Below are 20,613 nucleotides of genomic sequence, written 5' to 3' on the forward strand. Positions count from 1 at the left end.
ATATTCAAATCTAATCTGACGTTGACACCAGATCCGCAGAATTAACCGTCACACGCCTGCGGGACCATACGATCAGGGCCGCGCCAAGGATAATCATCGGCAACGAAAGCAGTTGGCCCATTGTCAGCCCATAGCCCGCCCAATGAACCGCATGTCCAATCGGGTTGTCCTGCGTGACGAACTGCATATCAGGCTGCCGGAAGAACTCGACAAGGAACCTTGCGCTTCCGTATCCCGCCAGGAACAGGCCCGTAAGGCTTCCGGGAAAGCGCAGCCAACCGCGCCTCCAAGCCAGAAAAATCAATACTGACCCAAGCAGGATGCCCTCCAGAAGCGCCTCATAGAGCTGGGACGGATGGCGGCCACACAGGCCCACGATGCCCGCGCAGGACTGGGCCGCCTCGCCGGGGAATGCCACCGCCCAGGGCACATCTGTCGGACGGCCCCAAAGCTCGTTATTGGTAAAGTTGGCCAGGCGTCCGAGGAAAAGACCCGGTGGTGTTGCAACAGCGAGCAGATCCGCCGTTGATAGAACGGGTGCGCCGTTGCGATAGCAAAAAAGCAAGATGGCCACGACCACGCCGAAAAAGCCGCCATGAAATGACATACCACCCTGCCAGACCATGAAGATTTCGACGGGGTTCTGAAAATAGTACTGAGGTTGATAGAAAAGCACGAACCCCAGCCTGCCCCCCACGATAACGCCCAGAATGATCCATGTCAGCAGGTCTTCCAGTTGCTTGGGTTGCAGCGGCGGCGCCCCGGCCCCCCAGACTGACGAAGAGCGGACCAATTCGACACAGATGCGCCAGCCGATAAGGAGGCCAACAATATAGGCCAGCGCATACCAACGCAGGGCAAAGCGGAACGATCCGATATCAACGGCAAAAATCTCTGTTCCGATGTCAGGAAATTGGATGATCGAAGTCAGCATCCTTTGTTACCTTTACCTGTTTCACACAAGGCCACATGTTGTTTCCCGCAACGGACGTTGGCGCGTTCAACCCTGTTGTCCCCAGCCCAAAGCGTTGTGGTGAATGTGCCATCCTTGCGTGCGGGAGTCGGTTCCGTTGAACCACAGATGACGCACATCGGCACCCGCGTCCATGTGTTCAGGCGCTTGTATCCCATGAGTTTTGTACTTGTTTGTAACGGTTGGAAGCTCCGCCGCCTACTGGATCCGTCCGTTGCGGGAAATCAGCCGATCAAGGTCGCGCTCCATGATCTGAATTCGCTCCCGCGTCCTGCAACGACCATTGCGCAACCACATCTATGATCACGGATATGTTCATTGAAGTTGCGCGCGCCCGGCACAATTCAACGGATCATGACGGCACATAATGCTGATGACCGGGACCAAAGCAGGACCAGCGGCATCGCAATAGGAGTTCAGATGTTTATACGGTCCCTCGCAGCGACACTTTTCATCGCTTTTGTTGCATTAGCTGCAAACGCCCCGCCCCTCTATGCGCAAGGAAAGACAATCCCATTCGATGGAAACTGGAAAGAACAGGGCCTCTTGCGGCTCTTTTCGAACGAATACGGCCTGCAAGGTCGGCGGCTGGACGTGATTTCCGACGGCACGGTGTCTGTTCTCTGGCGCCCTGTCAGCGCGGCCCTTGGCACCGCAAAGGCAGCAATGTGGGGGTGGTCCGTCACGCAGGGTGTTAAGGGAACCGACCTCACACGGCGCGGCGGCGACGATCGCAATCTCGCCTTGTACTTCGTGTTCGTCGATCCGCAGACCGCAAGCACGCTTGGCCGAACAACGGCGCGCAAATTGCTGCGTGATCCCAATACGCGGGCGCTGGTTTATGTCTGGGGTGGCAATCATGCGAAAGGCGCATTGCTGAACAGCCCCTACTCGACGGGTCTCAAATCGAAAATTCTGCAAACGGCGCAAACCGGCAACTTCACCGAGAATGTGAACCTGGATCGCGATTTCGTGCGTGCGTTCGGGGACAGGCCAAAGGTTCTGGTCGGTCTTGCTGTGACAGCCGACAGCGATGATACCGACGGAAAGATCCTTGCGGCCATTCAGGACCTGCAGATACGTTAGGTGCTTCACGGCGCTTTGCCAAACAGGCACGCCGATCTGCAATGTATCAAAATATCTCGCCGGGGCGCCCTTCCGCAAAGGTGGGGGATGTGGTTTGCAGGCCCCAAACAAGGAATACACGGAAACCCATGCTTACGCGTCGTCAGATGATGGTTGCGCTTGGCGCAGCCACGCTCCCCCTGCCCCTGAGTGCGGCTTCGGTGCCTGTCACCCTGACGCCCGGCACGGCCTTCACCCGGATCGGGTCGCGGGACATTGCAATGCTTGGATTCAATGGCACCTGTCCCGGCCCCGAAATCAGACTGCGCCAGAACGAAATTCTGCGGGCGCGGGTGGAAAACGGGCTGGAGGACGGGACCCTCGTACACTGGCATGGCATTCGGTTGCCCAACGCGATGGACGGCGTAAACGTGCTGACACAGGATGTCATCATCCCGAATGAGGGTTACGAATACCGGTTTCCGGTTCCCGATGCCGGAACCTACTGGTATCACTCCCACTACCTTTCCTACGAACGGGTCGCCCGCGGGCTGTTCGGCCCCCTGATCGTCGAAGAACCTGCCCCGCCAGACGTGGATCAGGACATCACGGCCATCCTCTTCGACATTCGGCTTGATGACACCGGCCAGTTCGACATGGAATTCGACCGCGCTGATTTCATAACAGCAGGTAGGCTGGGGGACTTGATGGCCACCTTCCTGTCGTCTGAGCAGGCGCGGCTGGGGGATCGCATCCGGTTGCGTCTGATCAATCCGACACCGGATCGCATTTTCGAGATACGTATCGATGGGCTGACGGGCTTTTGTGTGGCCTATGACGGGATGCCGCTGCCCGAGCTGGTTTCGCTGGGCAATCTAAAACTCGCACCGGCGCAGAGCATCGACATCATCGCGGATGTGACGGGTGATGTGATCCTAAGAGAAACCGTGCCTTCGGGTGGCGAGGAACTGGGGCGCATTGTGTTGAACGGTCAGCGACAAATCCGGTCTGCGCCGATAGCTCCCCTCCCCGCGAACCCAGTGCCCGCGCCCGGAGAGATCACGCAAACGGCAGATCTCTTCATGCAAGGCGGTGCCGGGGGCGGCGCGCACGGCGGGTTCGGGGGCTGGGCCTTCAACGACGTGAGCGGTCTGCCGAACAAACCGCTGATTTCGGCAAGACGTGGTGAAGCAGTGCAGGTGCGGATGGTGAACGACACTGCTTTTCCGCACGGTATCCACCTGCATGGCCACCATTTCTGGGAAACCGATCAGAATGGTGCGCGAACCCACCTTCGCGACACGACCCTCGTAGCGCCGGGCGAGGCGATGACGATTGTGTGCGTACTCGACAATCCCGGCGCGTGGATGCTGCACTGCCATATGCTGAGCCATCAGGCTGATGGCATGGCGACCTGGGTGCAAGTCAGCTGAGGTCGGAGCGGTGGTTGCGCCAACCGTTGACGCGAAGCTGTGCCACAACGGGATATCGCTCTTCACAACAAGCACAGGCCCGTCATACAAAAGTTTACATGGCACTCGCCAAAATTTGCCTATGCTCAGGTTGTGAATGACGCTGGTCTGATAATCGGAAAGGTGCGCAATGCCATCAAAAATCCATTCTGTTTTGAGTGTTGCGTATCTGTTTGCGGCCATGACGGCAAACATTGCCCTTGCCGAGCCGTTGGAGTTCTCCGACCTGGCCCCACCGGTCGGGAACAATGCGCAGGAACCCACCCTGTTCGCACTGCAAGATGATCGGGTCCTGCTGGGTTGGACCGAACCACACCCTGACGGGTTTGCGGTAAAATTGTCGGTCCTTGAAAACGCAGAATGGAGCGCGGCCCGCACTGTTACCGTGTCCGACGAACTCTTCGTGAACTGGGCCGATTTTCCGTCCGTTGTTGCGCTTGATGACGGTACCTTTGCGGCTCACTGGCTGTGGGAAAATTCCAAAAACGACTATGCCTATGACGTCAAGATCTCTCTTTCGCCGGATGAGGGCCTGACATGGAGCGCTCCGATAACGCCACATGATGATCGGTCGGTCAGCCAACACGGTTTTGTCACGCTCCAGCCGCTCGAAGACGGTTCCTTGATGTCTGTCTGGCTTGACGGACGCGCATATGACAAGCCGCTTTTCACCAGCGCAGCCAGCAACTACCCGGATGCAATGCAGTTGCGCGCAACCCGGATCACGCCCGAAGGTACGCGAACCGATGATGTTCTTGTCGATGCGCAGACCTGTTCATGCTGCCAGACGTCCGCCGCATCGCTGGACGATGGCACCGTCCTTGTCGCATACCGCGACAGAACAGATGCGGAAATCAGGGATATATCTGTCGTAAGACACCAAGGCGGCATGTGGTCAGAACCAACAAACGTCCACAATGACGGCTGGGAAATCTCCGGCTGCCCGGTCAATGGCCCCGCCATCGCGACCGCCGGTCAAACAGCCGCCGTGGCCTGGTTCACGGCTGCAAATGACAAGCCGGAAGTCAAGGTTGCGTTCTCTTCCGACGGCGGAAGGAATTTTGGCGATCCGGCGAAAGTCAGCCTGGGCATTGCTGCCGGTCGGGTAGATGTTCTCATGCTGGACCCTCAGACTGCGTTCGTGACGTGGGTCGAATGGACAAATGAGAGCGAGGTGATCCTTGCTTGCCAGATCACAACCGGTCAGCAGTGTAAGGACCTGCAACTGATTGCGCGAAACAACGGCGCAGGTTCGGTCAACTTCCCGCGCACGGCGCGAACGAATGAAGGGGTTTACCTGTCGTGGACACAGCCCAGCAACTCGGATGATCCGAAACCGAGTTCGACTATACGCACGGTTTTCGCTTCCTATTGAAGGTTTCCGGACGAAAGCCGATGGTTCTTTCGCTTGGCTCTCATCAGGAGTGGGTCCATCGATCACCATCAACAAGAATTGCATTTCCTGCAATAGGGCTACTGGCAACTGACGGTGATTTCTCATCCATAGTGACCGGTCGTTGGCCCGGAAATTGTAGCGTGCCACGCTTTTTCATGATCCCGGTCCCGAGCGTTACGCGGGTCTGGCTGTTCGGGGGTGGCACCAACATACGGCGAGGGTCTTGCCGCCCCGAACAGGCAAATCGTCGCTCCGATCACATCCCGACGATCCGATTTACGGTCGATCAATTACCCGCAGTGTCGCAACCAATACGACACCGTATAGGACATGACCCACCAACGCTACCCAGGTAATGCCGGTGAAATTCAGAAAGAAAGGAAGGCCTGCGACAGACGTAATGCCCCCTATGGCGAACACCCACAGGCCGAATCCATAGATCGCTGAGGGCAAAAGCCAGTTCGTCTGCCCCGCGATACGGTGCCAAATTGGTCTAAAGACGAACAACCAACCGACGGGATAGCCAATCAGGCCAACAAGATAAAAATGTACGAAATATCCCGCGAAGTCACCGTTCGGCAGACCAAGGCTGCCGAGTAAGCTCCTCGCTAGCCCGTGCGGTGACAACCGCGAAAAGCCCAAGCCCGGGCTGATGATCTGACCCAACAGATCGAACGCGACGGTTGCAAAGAAACCTGCGACGAACATTAACCCTAAAGTTCGGGCGTTGAATGCGGGTAGTGAACCTGTTGTGCGAGAATCAGTATCAACTGTATTCATGGCGATTCTTTCTTTGTATTGCGGGCGATCAAATAGACAGGGCTAATGTAATGACCAATTGTTGACCCAGCGACGTTCTCGGCAACTCCCGATCACTTTCCATCTTGATGAGATCGGTCTGTTTATGAACCCCGCCACAATAACCAACCTAATGACAAAACGTGGGATGTGCACTGCTGGCTCTAATATGTGATTATCCGTTACCGCCGTCAGCCTCCATGCCGAGAGAATGCTGACCGCCACAAGCACTTTGTGGCTTTGTACGCGCTGGTTCACAATGAGCGCTGCTTATGAGTCGGTGTCGCCGGAATTTCTCGTCTTTTCACCCCGCGCAGCAGCTGAGTTTGGCTACATCCTTGTCGAAGGTTTGTGCGGCGAGTTTCAGCCCTTCGACCGTGGTCAAATAAGGAAAGATCGTCTCTCCGAGCGCCCGTGCGGTCATGCCGAATATAAGCGCCATTGCCAGTGCCTGAATCGTGTCCGACCCCTCCGGTGCTGCGATCTGACCGCCCAGCAGGCGGTCGGTCTTCGCGTCGGCCACCAGCTTAATCACGCCGCGGGTATCGCGTGCAGCGACGGCGCGGGGCACGTTGTCGAGCGTGATCACACTGGTTTTGACCTTGTGCCCCGCCGCCTTGGCCTCAACCTCCGAAAGGCCGACGCCGGCCACTTGCGGGTCGGTAAACACGACCCACGGCATCGCCGCGTTGTCATAGCGCATCTGCTCCAATCCAAGGGCATTATTGATCGCCACCTTGGCACCATAGGCCGCCATGTAGACGAACTGGTCACGGTCAGTGACATCGCCCGCGGCCCAGACGCCGGCACGCGTGGTCGCCATGTCGGGGCCGACCATGACCGAGCCGCGCGCATCGGTCTCGATGCCAAGCTCTTCCAATCCAAGGTTCTCGGAATTGGCGATCCGACCGGTGGTCACAACCAGCCGTTCGGCGGTCAGATCCTCGGTCTTGCCACCCCGTTCGACAGTCAGACTGACGCCGCCCGCAGCTTTCGCGACCGAGACGTAAGCAAGACCGGTCTCGACCGTGATGCCCTCCGCCTTCAGCGCCTCCGTCAGCGCCTCGGTCACCTCCGGCTCGGCGCCTGGCAGAAGGCGTGAGCGGGTCACTAGCGTGACCTTCACCCCCAGTCTCGAGGCCATTTGCGCCAGCTCGCAGCCGATATAGCCGCCGCCCAGAACGAGGATGCTTTCGGGCCGGTCGGGTAGAGTCAGCAGTCCCCAGGAATCCAACGCCTCCACGGCCTCGATCCCGTCAATTACAGGTATATGCGGGCGAGACCCGGCGGCAATCAGGACGCGCGGCGCGGATATCACCCGGCCTCCGACAGCGACGCCACCCTCGACCAGTCGCGCCGGGCCTTCCTCGATATAGGTGACGTTCTCATAGGCGGGCAGCAGGTCGATGTATTTCTTCTGCCGCATCTCCTCGACCAGATCGGCGGTGCCTTTCACCACGCCACCCCAGTCCACGGCATGGGCGCAAGGCGAGATGCCCGGAAACCGGGCAGCGGACGCGCCGCCATGGACCGCCTCGGCGGCGCGGATCATCGCCTTGGATGGCACGCAGCCAACGTTCACACAGGTGCCGCCGATGGTGCCGTGCCCGACAAGAGCCACGCGCTTTCCGGCCTCGGCTGCCGTGATCGAGGCAGAGAACCCGGCCGAGCCGGCTCCCACGACGATGAGGTCATATTGGTCGCCGCTCACCTCTTTCGATGAGCAGCAATCCTTTTTCTTGACGGTCTGGTCCATGTCTTCTTCCTTGGCCTGCGACCGGACATCGCGACGGTCGCCCGGCCAAAATTCTGAAATTACACCATCGACCCGATGTCAGAGGCATAGCTCGGATAGGCGAAGATCATCGCCTTAATCTGGTTGGCGGTCTGCCCGGCACCCATGGCCATGGCGAAGAGATTGATCTGTTCCTCGGAGCCCGGTCCGATCAGATGCGCGCCGAGGATCTGCCCGCTGCCCTGTTCGACAAGAACCTTGAATCCGGTATGTTTCGCGCCGACGCGCAGCGACGAATACCAGTCCCCGGTCTTTTCGAAATGGGTGTCGAACTTCAGCCCCTGTTCCCTGGCCGCCGCTTCCGACAAGCCCACGGTGGCCACCATCGGCAGGGTGAAGACTACCGACGGGATCGGCGGATAATCCACGGTACGCTCGTCCTCTCCAGCCAGCAGGTTCTCGCCTGCCACACGCCCTTCGAAGGCGGACACCGGGGTCAGCTTGGGCCCACTGTCAGTGCAGTCGCCCGCGGCGAAGATCGCCGGGTTGGTGGTGCGCATCGCGTCGCTCACATTGATGCCGCGGCGCGCGTATTCGACGCCTGCGGCTTCGAGGTTCAGCCCGTCGATATTCGGCACCCGGCCTGTGCCATGCACCACCAGGTCGCAGGTCACGATTTCGGTGCCGTCGGCGCGTTCCACTGTGACGGTGAATTCATCGCCCTGTTTCTCGATCTTCGTGACCTTCGCCTTGGTGCGCAGGTCGATGCCAAGTGCCTCGGTGCCTTCGACCAGCATTTCGACCAGATCGGGGTCGAAGTTGCCAAGGGGGCGATCCGCCATTTCCAGCACGGTCACTTCGCTGGACCCGGCGCGCCTGACGATATGTGCGAATTCCATCGCGATGAAGCCACCGCCGACAAAGGCGATGCGGTCAGGACGGTCGGGGAGTTCAAGAAACTCGGTGCTGGTGGTCAGATGCTCTTCCCCGGGAATGTTCAGCGTCATCGGCCGCGCGCCGGTGGCGATGTGGAAATGCTTCGCCGTCAGGGTTTCGCCGTTCAACTCGATCGTATCGGAGCCGGTGAACCGTACCTCTCCGTGCAAAACGTCAATCCCCGCCTTCTCCATTCCGCCTTCTATGCGCGGCGGCATGTTGTCGGTGAAGCTGCGCTTGAAATCGATCATGTCGGGCCAGTTGACCGAAGGTTGCGTCTCCAGCCCCTTGCCTTCCATGTTTTCGGCCCATTCGACACCCTCGGTGACCGCGACCAGCATTTTCTTGGGGTCGCAGCCGCGCAGGGCGCAGGTGCCGCCATGGGGTTCGCTGTCGATGCTGGCGACGCTCCAGCCTGCCTCCGCCGCCATCCGGGCAACGCCATTTCCAGCGGTGCCGCCGCCGATCACGATGAGGTCATAGGTCTTGGTCATGCCTGTTCCTTTCCTTGTGCCAGTTTCTCTTGATCTGACTCACTGATGACCTGCCTGATTTTCTGAGCCAGAGCGCATATCCCGCCACCGCCAAAGCGGCGGCGGCCGATATCCGCAGCGCAAAGCGGAATTCCAGCCAGAACAGGAGTGCCGAAAGAACAACGGCCAGGACGATGAGAGGGATTTTTGGATTGCGCCCGGGTTTTCCAGCCTCAAGCCACAGGGCATATGCAACCACACTCAGCGAGGCGAACAGCATCGGGAAAAGCGCGTAGTCGAGCCATCCGACAATGGCCGAAAGCCCTACCCCGGCGACGATCACCACCAGGAACGGCGTGAAGCAACAGATCGCTGCTATGACGCTGCCGATGAGGCCGCGCCGCAAAAGGGTCGTGGGTTCATTGTTATTGTTCATGTCTGTCATGCTGTCTCCAGCTCCGGGTGCGGGTCGGTGAATGCGATCAGGAATCACCGGACTCGACGATGTCCGCCGGATAGCCGGTGGCGCGGATTGCTTCGACGATCATGTCCTGATCGGTGGCCTCGTCATCAAAGGCGACGATGTAGGTGCCGGTGCCGAATTCCTCTCCTTCCGTGAAGTCGATGATCTCGACCGAGGGAACGCCCCGCATGGCCGCCGCCACCGTGTAGGAGCAGGTCGGGCATGTCAGTTCGCCGACCCCGATATTGATGCGCTGTTCGGCGGCGCTGGCGGGGAAAGCTGAGAGAGTGCCAACGACCGCAAGGGCAAGATGGAGTGACTTCATGGGTACGGCCTTTCAGTAGGACAGAAGGTAGGGTGTCAGGTAGGGGAAGATCATCGCCACGGCGACGATCGCGGTGGCAACCCAGAGAATGGATCGCATCAGTGTTCGGTTCATCGGCCGCGCACAGGTGCCGTCGGCGCAGGCTTCGGCCGGGATCGGGCTATACGCCTTGTAAAAGCCGTATCCGATGAAGGCGGCACTCAGCGCGAAGGTGATCCACTTGTATTGATAGAACGCGCCGAGCTGCGCGATGAACACGCCGGTGACGCCGAAGCTCACCAGCACCAGCGGCAGGATACAGCAGGAGGTCATGGCCAGCGCGCCGAGTACGCCGAGCCCGGTTGTCGCCCATGTCTTTTTGTCGGCAGCCGGGGTTTCGCCCATTGCCGTCTGGCGGCCCGCAGATGTGGTTTCAGTCATGGTTCGAATCATCCTTGCCTCAATGATGATCTCAATCTAGGGTCTGTAGCTGGTACAGGCTCAAGGGGGTTTGGTGTGAATAATCATCACAGATCGGTGAAGGTCCTCAGGCGCGGCGATCTGGCCAAACTGACCGGATGCAACCTCGAGACCATCCGCTACTACGAGAACATCGGCGTCATGCCCGAGCCGCCGCGCACGTCGAAGAATTACCGGGCCTATGACGAGAGCCATGTCGGGCGCCTGCGCTTCATCATGCGGGCACGCGAGCTGGGGTTCACGCGGGACGAAGTCCGCGATCTGCTCGCATTGGTCGATGGCGGGGTCCAGACCTGCGGTGAGGTGCAGGGTCTTGCAAATTCGCATCTCGCCTCGGTCCGCGCCAAGATCGACGATCTCAAACGCATCGAACGCGTGCTGTCCTCCACCGTGGCGCAATGCACCGGTGACGATGTCCCTGAATGCCCTGTGATCGACGCGCTGACGGAGGTGACCTGAAGGGCCATAGTTGAGGACGCCCACGCATGTCAGCCAAGCGGGCAATGGTGCCAGCGCCGTTGTTTGCGATCATTCGTTCGCCGCGGAGTCCTGCGTGTTCGCCGCATTTTCGGGGACCAGATAGCGCGGCACGATCCACAGATAGGCGACCATGCCGAAGAGCTCGAAGAGCGACTGGAAGACGATGACCACGGCCGCCACGTTCCACTCCGGTCCGAGCGCCAGCACCAGCGGAAGTACGACGAAGGAGTTGCGGGTTCCGAGCGAGAAGATGACCGTTCGTCGCACGCTAGTGGGCAATCCGGCCGCCCGCCCGGTCGCCGCACCCAGAAGTGCTGCGGCGACGAGGTAGGCGACGTAGACGCCCGCCACCTGCGCCAGAACCGGTAGCGCATCCCGTACCACGTCGACTTGCGAGGCCGCGATCAGGAACACCACGACAGCCAGAAGCGGAACCGGCAGCCAGGCGAGGCGATTTACTATCGTGGCCCGCTCCGGGCGCGCCTCTGCCCAACGCTCCAGCAGGAAAGCCGCTGTGAGCGGCAGCAGGATAAGCGCCGCAAAGACGGCGGCAATGCGATCGGCGGCGAGAAGCTCAAGGAATGCGTTGCCCAGAAAGAGCCAGAGGAAGAGCGGCAGACAGGCGAACTGAACCGCGAGGAGGATCGGTGTCGCGGTCGCGGCACGCACCGCATCGCCGCGACCGAGATAGGTGAATGTGATGAACCAGTCGGTGCAGGGCACCAGCAGCACGACAAGCACCCCGAGCCGAAGCGCAGGATCGTCAGGCAGGAACGCGATCAGCCCCCAGACCAGCAGCGGCACCAGGACGAAGTTGCCGATCAGCAGGGTGCCGATGAAACGCCGGTCGCGCGTCGCGCGCGGCAAGTGCGCGAGCGGCATCTGAGCGAAGGTAGTGAAAAGCATAAATCCCAGCACCGGCCACAGCAGTGCTTCTAACACCCCCGCGATACTGGGCGCGAGCGCGCCCAAGACCAGACCGGAGAGGATGGCAGCGAGATAGATCCAGGCTTGATGGCGTTCGAGATTTTGCAGCTTCATGTCCTGCCCCTGCTCTTTCCGTCGGCGATTTTCAAAAAGACATCATTAGACAGGCCGTTACGACAACGGCACGTTCGTCGCTTGGAGCGTTGTATGGTCTGTCCGGTTTATACCCGCAGACCGGTCACGACCCAGTCGACAATGCTTTCATGGTAGTTGGGGACGCGGCGAAAGCCGAATTGTCTCAGCCGATCAGCCGAACTCTTTGACCTCGAGAATCTGGAAAACGGCGCTCCTCACCGTTTCAGCTGCGCTGCGGATAGACGCAACATGGCCGCCGCACAGATCGGTTCGACCATCAGTTTGTGGCGCGCCACATTCGAAACCGTCCTTGCCCTGTTAGCTCGCGGACCAGATCCCGCGCTTCCATCCAGGCGAGGTTGCGCTGGACAGCGGCGCGGCTGGCTCCGGTCAGGGCCTCGGCCATAGGGGCAGAGACCAGGGGCCATTCGGTCAGCACTCCGCGCAGGGCTGGCGGCGTCTTGCCCGAGAGTGGGGTCATTTCGGCTTCCGCCAGCGCCGACCATGTCTCGATATCGTCGAGGTGCCGCATCGCGGTCAGGCAGGCCGTTTCCATTTTCTCGAGCCATCGCGCCAAACGTTCAGCCGGGGGGCCGCCGGCGCGCAGCGCCCCCGCCCCACCCATGGCCAGGGGTGCGAATATTGCCCCCTCGCCCTCATGCGCGGCAATGCGCGACGCCGTGACCGCCGCTTCCATGCGGTTGCTCTGCTGTCCGAGGCCCGCGAGGCTCCAGAGGTGAAACCCCATGCAGGCACGCGTGATCGGGTGCAGGTCGGCGGCTTGCGCCATCAGGTCAAGCCACCCGCCCGCGCGATCCGCGAAGGGCTCGGCTTCATCCACCATGTTCTCGGGGTCACGGCGATCGAGGAAGGCGGACAGGTCCACCTCTGGGCCGGGACCGCCTGTAAGACGCCGCACCGCCCATCCGACACGCGCAAGCGCTGCGGTGTCGTCCTGCACGCCGGACAAGCGCATGGATATCCAGAGCGCCAGCCGATCCGGGCCAATTCGGTCGCCTGCAAACCAGCTGAGGTCTGCCGCCTCGATCAACGCAAGCCTGTGCCGCCAGCCTTCCGGGCCACGCTTCAGACGGTCGTCTAACGCCCCGATCCGGCAGGCCACACGGGCAAGGCGGGCAGCATGGCCCGCCTCGGCATGTCGCCAATCGTCGAGAACAGCGGTCTCACGCACTTCGGCCCTAGGTCCGGGCGGCAGAAAATGCGGCTCCTCTTCCATCGGACCGGGCAGGAACCACAGGTCGTCCTCAGAAGTCTCTTCAAGCTCCTCCGCATCCTCAAGAGGATCATCAAAAATACTATAATTTATACATGCTTGAGGCTCCATATGTGCAAAATATGGTACTTTTGCGTTTTATCCAAGGGTTTTGTCAGGGTGCGCCTGCACACCTTATATAGCACGCGCGCGCAATGGTCTGCGAGAGCTCGCTGATCGCGCTCAGCGTAAGGGAACCAAGGGCTTTGTATTGAACAGCCCCACAGAGCCCGCACTTGAATTCGCTTACAAACGGTCGTTTAGTAGCGATACCTTAAATTGCAAACGGCCCGATTTCATGCCCCTGATAGGCTACGCCCGTGTTTCCACAGAGGATCAGACCCCCCTGCCCCAGTCTGAGGCCCTTCAGTCTGCGGGTTGCGTCGAGATCTTTGCAGAGCACGCCTCGGGCGGCAATCGCGCGCGACCAGTGCTGGCACGCGTGCTCGAACGCGTCCAGAGCGGCGATACGCTGGTCGTTGTGCGGATCGACCGGCTTGCGCGGTCTCTGTCGCACTTGCTGGAGGTGATCGAACGTCTAGAGGCCAAGGGCGCCTTCTTCCGCTCCCTGCAGGATCCCATCGACACCGCATCCCCGCAAGGCAAGTTCACGCTGCAGGTTCTGGGTGCCGCGGCCGAGTTCGAGCGCGCTCTGATCCGCGAACGCACCAAGGCCGGGCTTGCCTCTGCGCGCGCCAAAGGGCGCGTTGGTGGCAATCCTGGGCTACGCGCCAAGGATCCCGCCGCGCTGCGCAAGGTGCGGCTGGCGCGGCAGGACGGCTACATGGAGCGCCTGAACGAGACCGCGCAGGATTGGGTGCCCCATGTGCGCCGCTTGCGGCCCGACATGGCCTGGGAGGACGTGCTGCGGATCATCAACGCCCCCCTGCCCCCGGATCGGCGCTGGACCCAGGGCCGCCTGCTGCGCGCCGTGCGCGCCTATGTGCGCGACGGGTTCCTGCCCGCCGAGGTGCTGACCCGCGCCGGGCGCCGCTACACCGACGACCGCCTGCCGGCGATTGTCGCCGCGATCAAAGGCGCGGACCCCGAGATCACGCTGCAGGCGATCTGCGACCGGCTGGAATCGATGCGCGAACGGACCCCTCGAGGTCGTGCCAACTGGCAGCCGTCTTCGGTCAAAATGTTGCTCGAACGAGCGGAGCGGCTTGGCCTAATTTCATCAGAATCGGCTCACTCCCAACTGTAACTAGCAGAGGCTCAAACAGCTGGATCTATCGCTCCAAACACCGTCAGAAGGTCAATTGTGCCATTGGTTGCATGGGTTTAGCCAATACCGTCCAAACAATCCTCATGAGTGGCTTGAAGCACGGTCTTGTGGACTTATTGCCATAAAATCAACAACTTGCGGTTATCTTGATGTGACTGTACGTATTGGTGCTGTGGATAACTTTCACACTACATCTAGATTCCTCTTGCCGGACTCACTTGATCGTGGCATTCCCGTTCTGACGGCAAAGCGCGTCAGACGCGCTGTACACCGTCAGAATGACCAAGAGCCTCAACAGAGGCCGAGAGTGGGCGGCAGGACATGGATGATCGTAACGTTGGATACGCGCAAGGCATAGGCTCTTCTGACATCGGAGCATTTGCCGACAATCTGGCTGAATCTTTGGATCGCCAGATGAAGATCGCTTTCGAGCCCGAAGAACGAAAGTCCCTGCGCCGTTTCAGTTCTACCGAAGTTGCCAGCCTCCTGCGCGTTAGCACATCTAACCTGCGCAACCGGCACAAGGACGGCAGCTTCCCGGAAGTTCATACAGACAACCGCGGACACCGGTTCTACACAGCCCAAGAGATCGATAAGCTGCGCGACATTCTGGGGCGCACCGGAAAGAACGCAGAAAGCTACCGCCCCGGTCGACGTGAAGGCGATCGTCTCCAGGTGATATCTGTCGTCAATTTCAAAGGCGGATCGTCAAAAACAACAGCGACGATCCATCTTGCACAACGGTATGCTTTGCGAGGTTACCGAGTGTTGGTCTTGGATCTCGATCCGCAGGCAAGTTTGACCACTTTTTTCGGTTTTCGGCCTGAGCTCGAGTTCGCTGAAGGCGGCACAATCTATGATGCTCTGAGATATGAGGAGCAAGTTCCACTCGCCGACGTCATCCAAACGACCTACTTCCATAAGCTCGATATGGTTCCGGCGGGCCTAATGCTCTCGGAATACGAAACTGAGACGGCAAACGCCCTCGCCCGTCGGGTGCAGCCCATATTTGCGGAGCGCCTCGCCTTAGCGCTTGAGGAAGTTGAGGCGCGTTACGACATCGTTCTGATCGACTGCCCGCCTCAACTTGGCTTTCTGACCCTAACGGCGTTGGCAGCCTCGACGGGACTCCTGGTAACGGTCGTACCAGGCATGCTCGACATTGCTTCAATGAGCCAGTTCCTGAAACTTGCTTCGGAAACGGTAAAGGCTGTCGAAGAAGCCATTGGCCGGCGCGTTACATGGGACTTCGTAAAGTTCTTGATCACGAGATACGAGCCGTCGGACGGGCCTCAGACCCAGATGGCGGGCTACCTGAGATCGATCTTGGCCGGACAGGTCATGACTGAGCCAATGCTGAAGTCTACAGCAATCTCGGACGCCGGTATGACCCAGCAAACCGTCTACGAAGTTGATCCGAGCCAGTTCATCAGGAAAACGATTGATCGCGCTCTGACCAGCGTGAACGGCGTTGGCGATGAGTTGGAGCAAACAATCCAAATGGCATGGGGGCGTCGCTGATGGCCCGAAATATCTTCAATCAGCCTCCAAAGGACGAGAAGGAGAGCGCGGCCCCCTCCCCTACCCCGCCAAAAGCGGCAAAACTGCCAGGATCTGTTGGCGGCTTGCGCGACTCTTTGCGCGAGATCACCGCGAATTCCATTCGGGACATCGAGCCCGATCAGATTGACATGGATGGTCTGCGCGATCGGTTGGTGCTGGAGGATTCCAGTATTGATGAGTTGGCCGAAAGCATTCGCAAGCATGGGCAACAAGTGCCAATTATGGTCCGTCCATCGGCCCAACCGGACAGATACCGTATCATCTACGGCCGACGCAGACTTGCAGCAATCCGCATGGTCGGCGGAACGGTCAAGGCGATCGTTCGAACCTTGGATGACGACGCATCTCTGATCGCACAGGGCCAAGAGAACAACCTCCGACTAGACCCGTCTTTTATCGAGAAATCTCTTTTTATCAAAGAGATGCAGGAATCAGGTTACAAGCCAAACGTTATTCAGGATGCTCTAGGCTTGACACGGCAGGGCGTATCCAACCATCGCGTCGTCATAGAGCAACTGCCAGAAGGGCTTGTACAGCTGATCGGGCCGGCACATGGCATCGGACGACGGCAATGGGGTGACCTGGCGGCGTTCTCGAAAAAGATAGATCTGGTGAACACGGCCAAAGAGGCGATTGCCGCCCTGCCCGACGACACTCCAAGCGCGGAGAAGTTTCAGGCAGTCTACTCGGCTTGCTCGAACAAGGCGCGTAGCGACAATAAGCAAGCCAACCGCAGCCTAACGTCCGTCGTCAAAGATGGGGACGGTAGCTCTGTGGGAACGCTGACAGTCGATCAGAAAACGATCGCCATCAAGATCGCCAAGAAGGACAACCCAGAATTCGGCCGATGGCTCGAAGAGCGCGCGGAGGCAACGCTTTTGCAGCTCTTCGAACAGTGGCGGAATGAGAGCGGCTCTGGGTCCTAACCCAAGCCACACAGAGTAACGCGAGCAGAGGAGAAAAGCGAAGACCAGAAAGAAAAGAGCCCCCCAAAGTTTCCCCTGGAGAGCCCTCATCATTCGATTAGCACTCATGATGTAGCAACCTCCAGCAAACCGGTCAAGAGTCACCGATTCGGTGGACGGATTTTATTGCCTTTTTCTGAGCGAAATCTTGGGAAGAGACTGGGAAGTTGTGGGCCAAACGGTCGTCGTGAACAAACCATGGCATTTACAAAACTATCGATCGGAACCGCTGGTGCTGATGCATCACGCGGTCCAATTTCTGCGGCTGAAACCGACATTTGGACCATCTTCAGGGCACTGAGAGATGCACGCAGCGTGTTCGGTCTACGTCCTGGCCATATCCAAACACTTCAAGCAATGCTCAGTTTCTTGAAACCAGGCCATGGCGAAACGGTTTTCGCGTCCAACAACTCGATTTGCCAGCGCGTCGGCGGTATCGACGAACGGACCCTCCGCAGACACATCAACCGTTTCGTTGAACTCGGTTTCATCAAGCGCAATGACAGCTCGAACCGAAAGCGCTACCGCGTTCGCTCATCCGACGGTCAATGCATCAGCTATGGACTGTCTCTAGCCCCCCTCCTCCAACGCGCGAACGAGCTTGTCGCCATCGCACATGAGATGGAAAATAACCGGCGGGATCGGATATTTGCCCGCAAACAGATCCTTACAAAGCTCGCCCATTTGGAAGAGCATGATCCCAGCAACACATTCATCAACCACGCACGGAAAGCTCTGCGCAGGAAGCTGAGCCTCCCTGAATACCACGCGCTACTCGCAGACACAGACAGAGAATGCCAGAGTTTGCATACCCCAGATGACCCACCAGAAACTGTAGAATTGCCCGCCAATGACGGACAAACTGTCCGACACCAATCTAAGTCTGAAGAAGAAAAAAAAGATTTAGAAAGCAACATAGGCAATGAAGCTCTGAAACCAGACTTGCTAACCTCAGTTTGCGATCAAGCGACATCGTTCTCCACAGAGAGACTTAGAAACTGGTTGGACATTGAAAACCATGCTCGAACACTTGCACCCATGATGGGGATTCACCCAGATACATTCGAGAAAGCCATGAATGCAGTAGGAGCTCAGAAAGCGTCATGCGCGATCTTCATCATGCTACAACTTGGAAAACGCATCAGGGACTTTGGAGCGTATTTTCACAGTATTACCTTGGGCCAACGTCAAGACCAGTTTGATCCAGTGGCTTTGATCAAGCGACTATCCAAAACTGCTATGCAAACCGCCTAGTGTCCACCGCGGTGGACGTCTGACTGGCAACTAGGTGTTTAGTCCCAGCGTGTGATGGGTTGGATCGACAGTGAATCTTTCTGGCTCTCTTGTCCAGATTTTGCAGATGAACTCGAATGGCGTTAGGTCCTGCAGCGTCTTGAGGCGACGCGCATAATTGTAGGCTGCGATGAAGTCGCCGAGGTGGGTTTCGAGTTGAGCGTGTGCCTCATAATGGTAGCGCTTGACGGTCGCTTCCTTGATCGTGCGGTTCATGCGCTCGACTTGGCCATTGGTCCAGGGATGGTTCACCTTTGTCAGGCGATGCTCGATCCCGTGCTCTGAGCAGACCCGGTCGAAGATGTGCTCCATCGCATAGCGATCCTGTTTGCGGTTTGTGAACTGGATGCCGTAGCACGTCGGGAAGATTGGCCGCTGAGAGGTTATGGCCACGCGCGCAGCCCTCAAACCGCGCAGCGGGTGGCCATAACCGGGTCTCAGGTCTCAACAGTGGTTTTGCGTAGACCACACCGCTGAGGAGACCGGCTATGACCGCTTTTGATTTTACCGTCTCGACCTTATTGGTCGCCATCGACATTTCCAAACACCGCCATGAAGTGCTGATTGGCGTTCCCGGCAAGAAACGCCGCCGCCGCATGACCATCACCAACACCCTGGACGATTTTCAACGTTTGGTGGCGGCTCTTTCCGGTTACGGCCTGCCGGTTCGTATCGGGTTCGAAGCAACCGGCAACTATCACCGGGCACTGGCGCATTATCTCGGCCAAGCGGGGTTCGAACTGAAGCTCGTGTCCTCCGTGGGTTTGGCCCGGACACGCGAGGCCCTGCATAACAGCTGGGACAAGAACGATCCGAAGGACGCCCAGGTCATCCTTCACATGCTGGAGATCGGAGCCGTGCAGTTCTTCCATGATCCGCTGGCCACCGGAACCGCTGACATTCAGGAACTGTCAAAGACCCATGAGATCGTTTCGCGGTCGAAGACCGAACTCTGGCATCGCATCCTGACCCATTACCTGCCTCTTTATTTTCCCGAAGCCGAGCGGTTTCACAGAAGCTCCCGGACGGATTGGTTCCTGGCGTTTCTCGATAAGTACCCGTCCCCTCACATGATCTCGGCCATGAGCCGACAGGCATTCATCGCCGATGCCTGGCAAGTCGTCGGCCGCAAGGTTGCCAAAGAACGCCTGCTTTCAGACATTTACACGACTGCTGCGGGTTCAGTCGGGCTTCCTGTCGGCCCGGATTCCGACGCCGTGCGTATGTTCCGCCTCGTTCTCGCCGAAGGCCGCAGCCTGATCCGACAGCGCAATGAGATTGAGGCCAGATCCGTCGAACTCCTGTCCGGCCTGCCTGACTATCAGCTGCTGACGACCATCCCTGGCATCGGCCCGATCAACGCAATGACCATCCTGGCTGAGGCGGGTGATCTGCGCCGCTTCCGGCATCACCGCCAGTTCCTTAAGTTCTGCGGCATGGATCTCGCCACCGTGCAATCCGGGATGGTCCGCGGACAAAGCAAGATCTCCAAATATGGCAATGCCCGGCTCCGGCGCACGCTCTGGATGGCGGGTCAGACGGCCGCGTTGAAGAAGACAAACAGCTTCCGCGACAAGTTCGAGCGTTACATTTCGAAGGACCGGCACAATGCTCACCTGCGCCGCAAGGCCTATACCGCGATTGCTGCCAAGATGGCGCGCACCGTTCACGCTGTGGTCAAACACGGTGAACCTTATCGCCCCTTCTTCGAGGGGTGAGCCCAGGCGGAAGTACCTCTCTCTGTAATGGCCGTGGAGGCAGTTCGCTGACCTCGTAGATAATGTTCGGGCTTTCTGCTTGGGATTTGGGATCTCGTATTAAGGACGGTGAGGGCCGCCGGAGCGCGTACCCTGTGTTTGCTATGGAAGAGATCATTTCTTGACGGCAGAGCCCGTCTGGGCAAACCTGTCAGGGCGTCCGGGGCTCCGGATGCTCCATGACCTGCTGACCTAAGCAGCCGGAAATTCCCGACATAGGACGTTGTCGGTGAGGATCGTGTGGATTCTGCAGGGCAGCGCCGCGATGAGATCGCGCAGGAATTGGGCAGCGGCCATCTTGCCGACCTTTTTCTCCAGCCGCACGAAGGCGAACTTTGAGGTCCGGTATATGGCTACGAACATGTAAAGCTTGCCCTCGGCCGTGCGCAACTCGGCGATGTCGATGTGGACGTAGCCGATGGGGTAGCGTTTGAATTTCTTCTTCGGCTTGTCGCCCTCCATGCCCGGCAGACGGCTGATGTCATGGCGCTGCAGGCATCGATGCAGCAAAGAACGCGTCAGATGTGGGATGCTCGGCTGCAGGGCGTAGAGACAGTCATCGAGCGGCAGCAGCGTGTGGCGCCGGAAAGCGACAATCACGGCTTCCTCCTCGACGCTGAGAGCTGTCGAATGCGCTTCCTTCGGACCCATCCGCACGTCTTCAACCGTCTGACGCTTGCGCCACTTGGCGACGGTCTTGACGTTGATGCCCAACTCCCGGCTCAGCGCCGCGTTCGAAGCGCACGATCGCTGTATTGCTGTTCGGATCGCGTGCGTGGTCGTGGCGCTGCCGTGAAGAATTTGTCCCATAGTGCGTCCTTCTGATGGTCACAGATAACTAGACCAGCACACGATGGGACTAAACACCTAGTCCAATGACGCGCGGTCTCTCCACAT

General features: G+C 58.9%; 17 protein-coding genes and 3 pseudogenes. 9 read left to right on the plus strand and 11 right to left on the minus strand.

Going from position 1 to position 20,613, the window contains the following annotated elements; all coding sequences use genetic code 11:
- Positions 1 to 10: 10 nt before the first annotated feature.
- A complete protein-coding gene (lgt, locus tag K529_RS22295; RefSeq protein WP_005619228.1) occupies positions 11 to 934 on the minus strand; it encodes a prolipoprotein diacylglyceryl transferase in 924 nt (307 codons plus the stop codon).
- 459 nt (positions 935 to 1,393) lie between these two features.
- Here lgt and K529_RS22300 point away from each other — a divergent pair, with 459 nt between their 5' ends.
- The 3 genes from K529_RS22300 (at position 1,394) to K529_RS22310 (ending at position 4,885) form a co-directional block, all read left to right on the plus strand.
- Entirely contained in the window at positions 1,394 to 2,059 is a 666-nt protein-coding gene (locus K529_RS22300; protein ID WP_005619231.1) for a DUF3047 domain-containing protein, read from the plus strand.
- A 128-nt stretch (positions 2,060 to 2,187) separates the two neighbouring features.
- Positions 2,188 to 3,471, plus strand: coding sequence for a multicopper oxidase family protein (locus K529_RS22305; RefSeq protein ID WP_005619233.1), 1,284 nt, complete (start codon positions 2,188 to 2,190; stop codon positions 3,469 to 3,471).
- 169 nt (positions 3,472 to 3,640) lie between these two features.
- On the plus strand, positions 3,641 to 4,885 hold the full coding sequence (locus tag K529_RS22310; RefSeq protein WP_005619237.1) for a sialidase family protein: 1,245 nt from the start codon (positions 3,641 to 3,643) through the stop codon (positions 4,883 to 4,885).
- Between the two features lie 297 nt (positions 4,886 to 5,182).
- Here K529_RS22310 and K529_RS22315 read toward each other — a convergent pair whose 3' ends face one another.
- The 6 genes from K529_RS22315 to K529_RS22340 all read right to left on the minus strand — a co-directional run bounded on the left by K529_RS22315 (position 5,183) and on the right by K529_RS22340 (position 10,056).
- Positions 5,183 to 5,686, minus strand: coding sequence for a hypothetical protein (locus K529_RS22315; RefSeq protein WP_005619239.1), 504 nt, complete (start codon positions 5,684 to 5,686; stop codon positions 5,183 to 5,185).
- A 322-nt stretch (positions 5,687 to 6,008) separates the two neighbouring features.
- The gene (merA, locus tag K529_RS22320) at positions 6,009 to 7,460 is read right to left on the minus strand and encodes a mercury(II) reductase (protein WP_046002654.1); all 1,452 of its coding nucleotides are present in this window, start codon (positions 7,458 to 7,460) and stop codon (positions 6,009 to 6,011) included.
- A 59-nt stretch (positions 7,461 to 7,519) separates the two neighbouring features.
- Entirely contained in the window at positions 7,520 to 8,869 is a 1,350-nt protein-coding gene (locus K529_RS22325) for a dihydrolipoyl dehydrogenase family protein (protein WP_005611040.1), read from the minus strand.
- On the minus strand, positions 8,853 to 9,293 hold the full coding sequence (gene merF / locus K529_RS22330; RefSeq protein WP_046002653.1) for a mercury resistance system transport protein MerF: 441 nt from the start codon (positions 9,291 to 9,293) through the stop codon (positions 8,853 to 8,855). The genes K529_RS22325 and merF overlap by 17 nt, the downstream gene beginning before the upstream one ends.
- Positions 9,294 to 9,330: 37 nt before the next feature.
- Positions 9,331 to 9,636 (minus strand): heavy-metal-associated domain-containing protein, encoded by a 306-nt coding sequence (locus tag K529_RS22335; RefSeq protein ID WP_005611036.1) that lies wholly within the window; start codon positions 9,634 to 9,636, stop codon positions 9,331 to 9,333.
- 12 nt (positions 9,637 to 9,648) lie between these two features.
- The gene (locus K529_RS22340; protein ID WP_005611032.1) at positions 9,649 to 10,056 is read right to left on the minus strand and encodes a mercuric transporter MerT family protein; all 408 of its coding nucleotides are present in this window, start codon (positions 10,054 to 10,056) and stop codon (positions 9,649 to 9,651) included.
- Positions 10,057 to 10,152: 96 nt separating this feature from the next.
- Here K529_RS22340 and K529_RS22345 point away from each other — a divergent pair, with 96 nt between their 5' ends.
- The gene (locus K529_RS22345; RefSeq protein WP_005611030.1) at positions 10,153 to 10,554 is read left to right on the plus strand and encodes a MerR family transcriptional regulator; all 402 of its coding nucleotides are present in this window, start codon (positions 10,153 to 10,155) and stop codon (positions 10,552 to 10,554) included.
- A 69-nt stretch (positions 10,555 to 10,623) separates the two neighbouring features.
- Here the strand turns inward: K529_RS22345 and K529_RS22350 are convergent, their stop codons facing one another.
- Positions 10,624 to 11,616 (minus strand): arsenic resistance protein, encoded by a 993-nt coding sequence (locus K529_RS22350; protein ID WP_046002652.1) that lies wholly within the window; start codon positions 11,614 to 11,616, stop codon positions 10,624 to 10,626.
- Between the two features lie 298 nt (positions 11,617 to 11,914).
- Entirely contained in the window at positions 11,915 to 12,982 is a 1,068-nt protein-coding gene (locus tag K529_RS22355; RefSeq protein WP_046002651.1) for a hypothetical protein, read from the minus strand.
- A 226-nt stretch (positions 12,983 to 13,208) separates the two neighbouring features.
- On the opposite strand from K529_RS22355, the gene K529_RS22360 reads away from it, so the two are divergent.
- The 4 genes from K529_RS22360 (at position 13,209) to repC (ending at position 17,920) form a co-directional block, all read left to right on the plus strand.
- Positions 13,209 to 14,117, plus strand: a complete 909-nt coding sequence (locus tag K529_RS22360) for a recombinase family protein (protein ID WP_046002650.1) — start codon at positions 13,209 to 13,211, stop codon at positions 14,115 to 14,117.
- Between the two features lie 342 nt (positions 14,118 to 14,459).
- Positions 14,460 to 15,659 carry a plasmid partitioning protein RepA gene (repA, locus tag K529_RS22365; RefSeq protein WP_005617064.1) on the plus strand — a complete coding sequence of 400 codons (1,200 nt, stop codon included), beginning with the start codon at positions 14,460 to 14,462 and terminating at the stop codon, positions 15,657 to 15,659.
- Positions 15,659 to 16,627 carry a plasmid partitioning protein RepB gene (gene repB, locus K529_RS22370; protein WP_227511963.1) on the plus strand — a complete coding sequence of 323 codons (969 nt, stop codon included), beginning with the start codon at positions 15,659 to 15,661 and terminating at the stop codon, positions 16,625 to 16,627. The genes repA and repB overlap by 1 nt, the downstream gene beginning before the upstream one ends.
- Positions 16,628 to 16,864: 237 nt before the next feature.
- Positions 16,865 to 17,920, plus strand: coding sequence for a plasmid replication protein RepC (gene repC / locus K529_RS22375; protein WP_005617058.1), 1,056 nt, complete (start codon positions 16,865 to 16,867; stop codon positions 17,918 to 17,920).
- Between the two features lie 30 nt (positions 17,921 to 17,950).
- Here repC and K529_RS22380 read toward each other — a convergent pair.
- A pseudogene (locus K529_RS22380) lies at positions 17,951 to 18,310 on the minus strand (integrase core domain-containing protein); the annotation flags it as partial.
- A gap of 137 nt (positions 18,311 to 18,447) precedes the next feature.
- On the opposite strand from K529_RS22380, the pseudogene K529_RS22385 reads away from it, so the two are divergent.
- Positions 18,448 to 19,736, plus strand: a pseudogene (locus K529_RS22385) (IS110 family RNA-guided transposase).
- A gap of 202 nt (positions 19,737 to 19,938) precedes the next feature.
- Here K529_RS22385 and K529_RS22390 read toward each other — a convergent pair.
- Positions 19,939 to 20,526, minus strand: a pseudogene (locus tag K529_RS22390) (IS481 family transposase); the annotation flags it as partial.
- Positions 20,527 to 20,613 lie beyond the last annotated feature (87 nt).

Source organism: Tritonibacter mobilis F1926 (assembly GCF_000376545.2).
GTDB classification, from domain to species: Bacteria; Pseudomonadota; Alphaproteobacteria; order Rhodobacterales; family Rhodobacteraceae; genus Epibacterium; species Epibacterium mobile.

Coding starts and splice junctions, on each gene's coding strand:
- K529_RS22340 (WP_005611032.1), bottom strand. CDS start 10,056: ATGACTGAAACCACATCTGCGGGCCGCCAGACGGCAATGGGCGAAACC.
- K529_RS22325 (WP_005611040.1), bottom strand. CDS start 8,869: ATGACCAAGACCTATGACCTCATCGTGATCGGCGGCGGCACCGCTGGA.
- merA (WP_046002654.1), bottom strand. CDS start 7,460: ATGGACCAGACCGTCAAGAAAAAGGATTGCTGCTCATCGAAAGAGGTG.
- K529_RS22350 (WP_046002652.1), bottom strand. CDS start 11,616: ATGAAGCTGCAAAATCTCGAACGCCATCAAGCCTGGATCTATCTCGCT.
- repB (WP_227511963.1), top strand. CDS start 15,659: ATGGCCCGAAATATCTTCAATCAGCCTCCAAAGGACGAGAAGGAGAGC.
- repA (WP_005617064.1), top strand. CDS start 14,460: ATGGATGATCGTAACGTTGGATACGCGCAAGGCATAGGCTCTTCTGAC.
- K529_RS22300 (WP_005619231.1), top strand. CDS start 1,394: ATGTTTATACGGTCCCTCGCAGCGACACTTTTCATCGCTTTTGTTGCA.
- K529_RS22360 (WP_046002650.1), top strand. CDS start 13,209: ATGCCCCTGATAGGCTACGCCCGTGTTTCCACAGAGGATCAGACCCCC.
- K529_RS22315 (WP_005619239.1), bottom strand. CDS start 5,686: ATGAATACAGTTGATACTGATTCTCGCACAACAGGTTCACTACCCGCA.
- K529_RS22335 (WP_005611036.1), bottom strand. CDS start 9,636: ATGAAGTCACTCCATCTTGCCCTTGCGGTCGTTGGCACTCTCTCAGCT.
- K529_RS22355 (WP_046002651.1), bottom strand. CDS start 12,982: ATGGAGCCTCAAGCATGTATAAATTATAGTATTTTTGATGATCCTCTT.
- K529_RS22310 (WP_005619237.1), top strand. CDS start 3,641: ATGCCATCAAAAATCCATTCTGTTTTGAGTGTTGCGTATCTGTTTGCG.
- lgt (WP_005619228.1), bottom strand. CDS start 934: ATGCTGACTTCGATCATCCAATTTCCTGACATCGGAACAGAGATTTTT.
- K529_RS22305 (WP_005619233.1), top strand. CDS start 2,188: ATGCTTACGCGTCGTCAGATGATGGTTGCGCTTGGCGCAGCCACGCTC.
- merF (WP_046002653.1), bottom strand. CDS start 9,293: ATGACAGACATGAACAATAACAATGAACCCACGACCCTTTTGCGGCGC.
- repC (WP_005617058.1), top strand. CDS start 16,865: ATGGCATTTACAAAACTATCGATCGGAACCGCTGGTGCTGATGCATCA.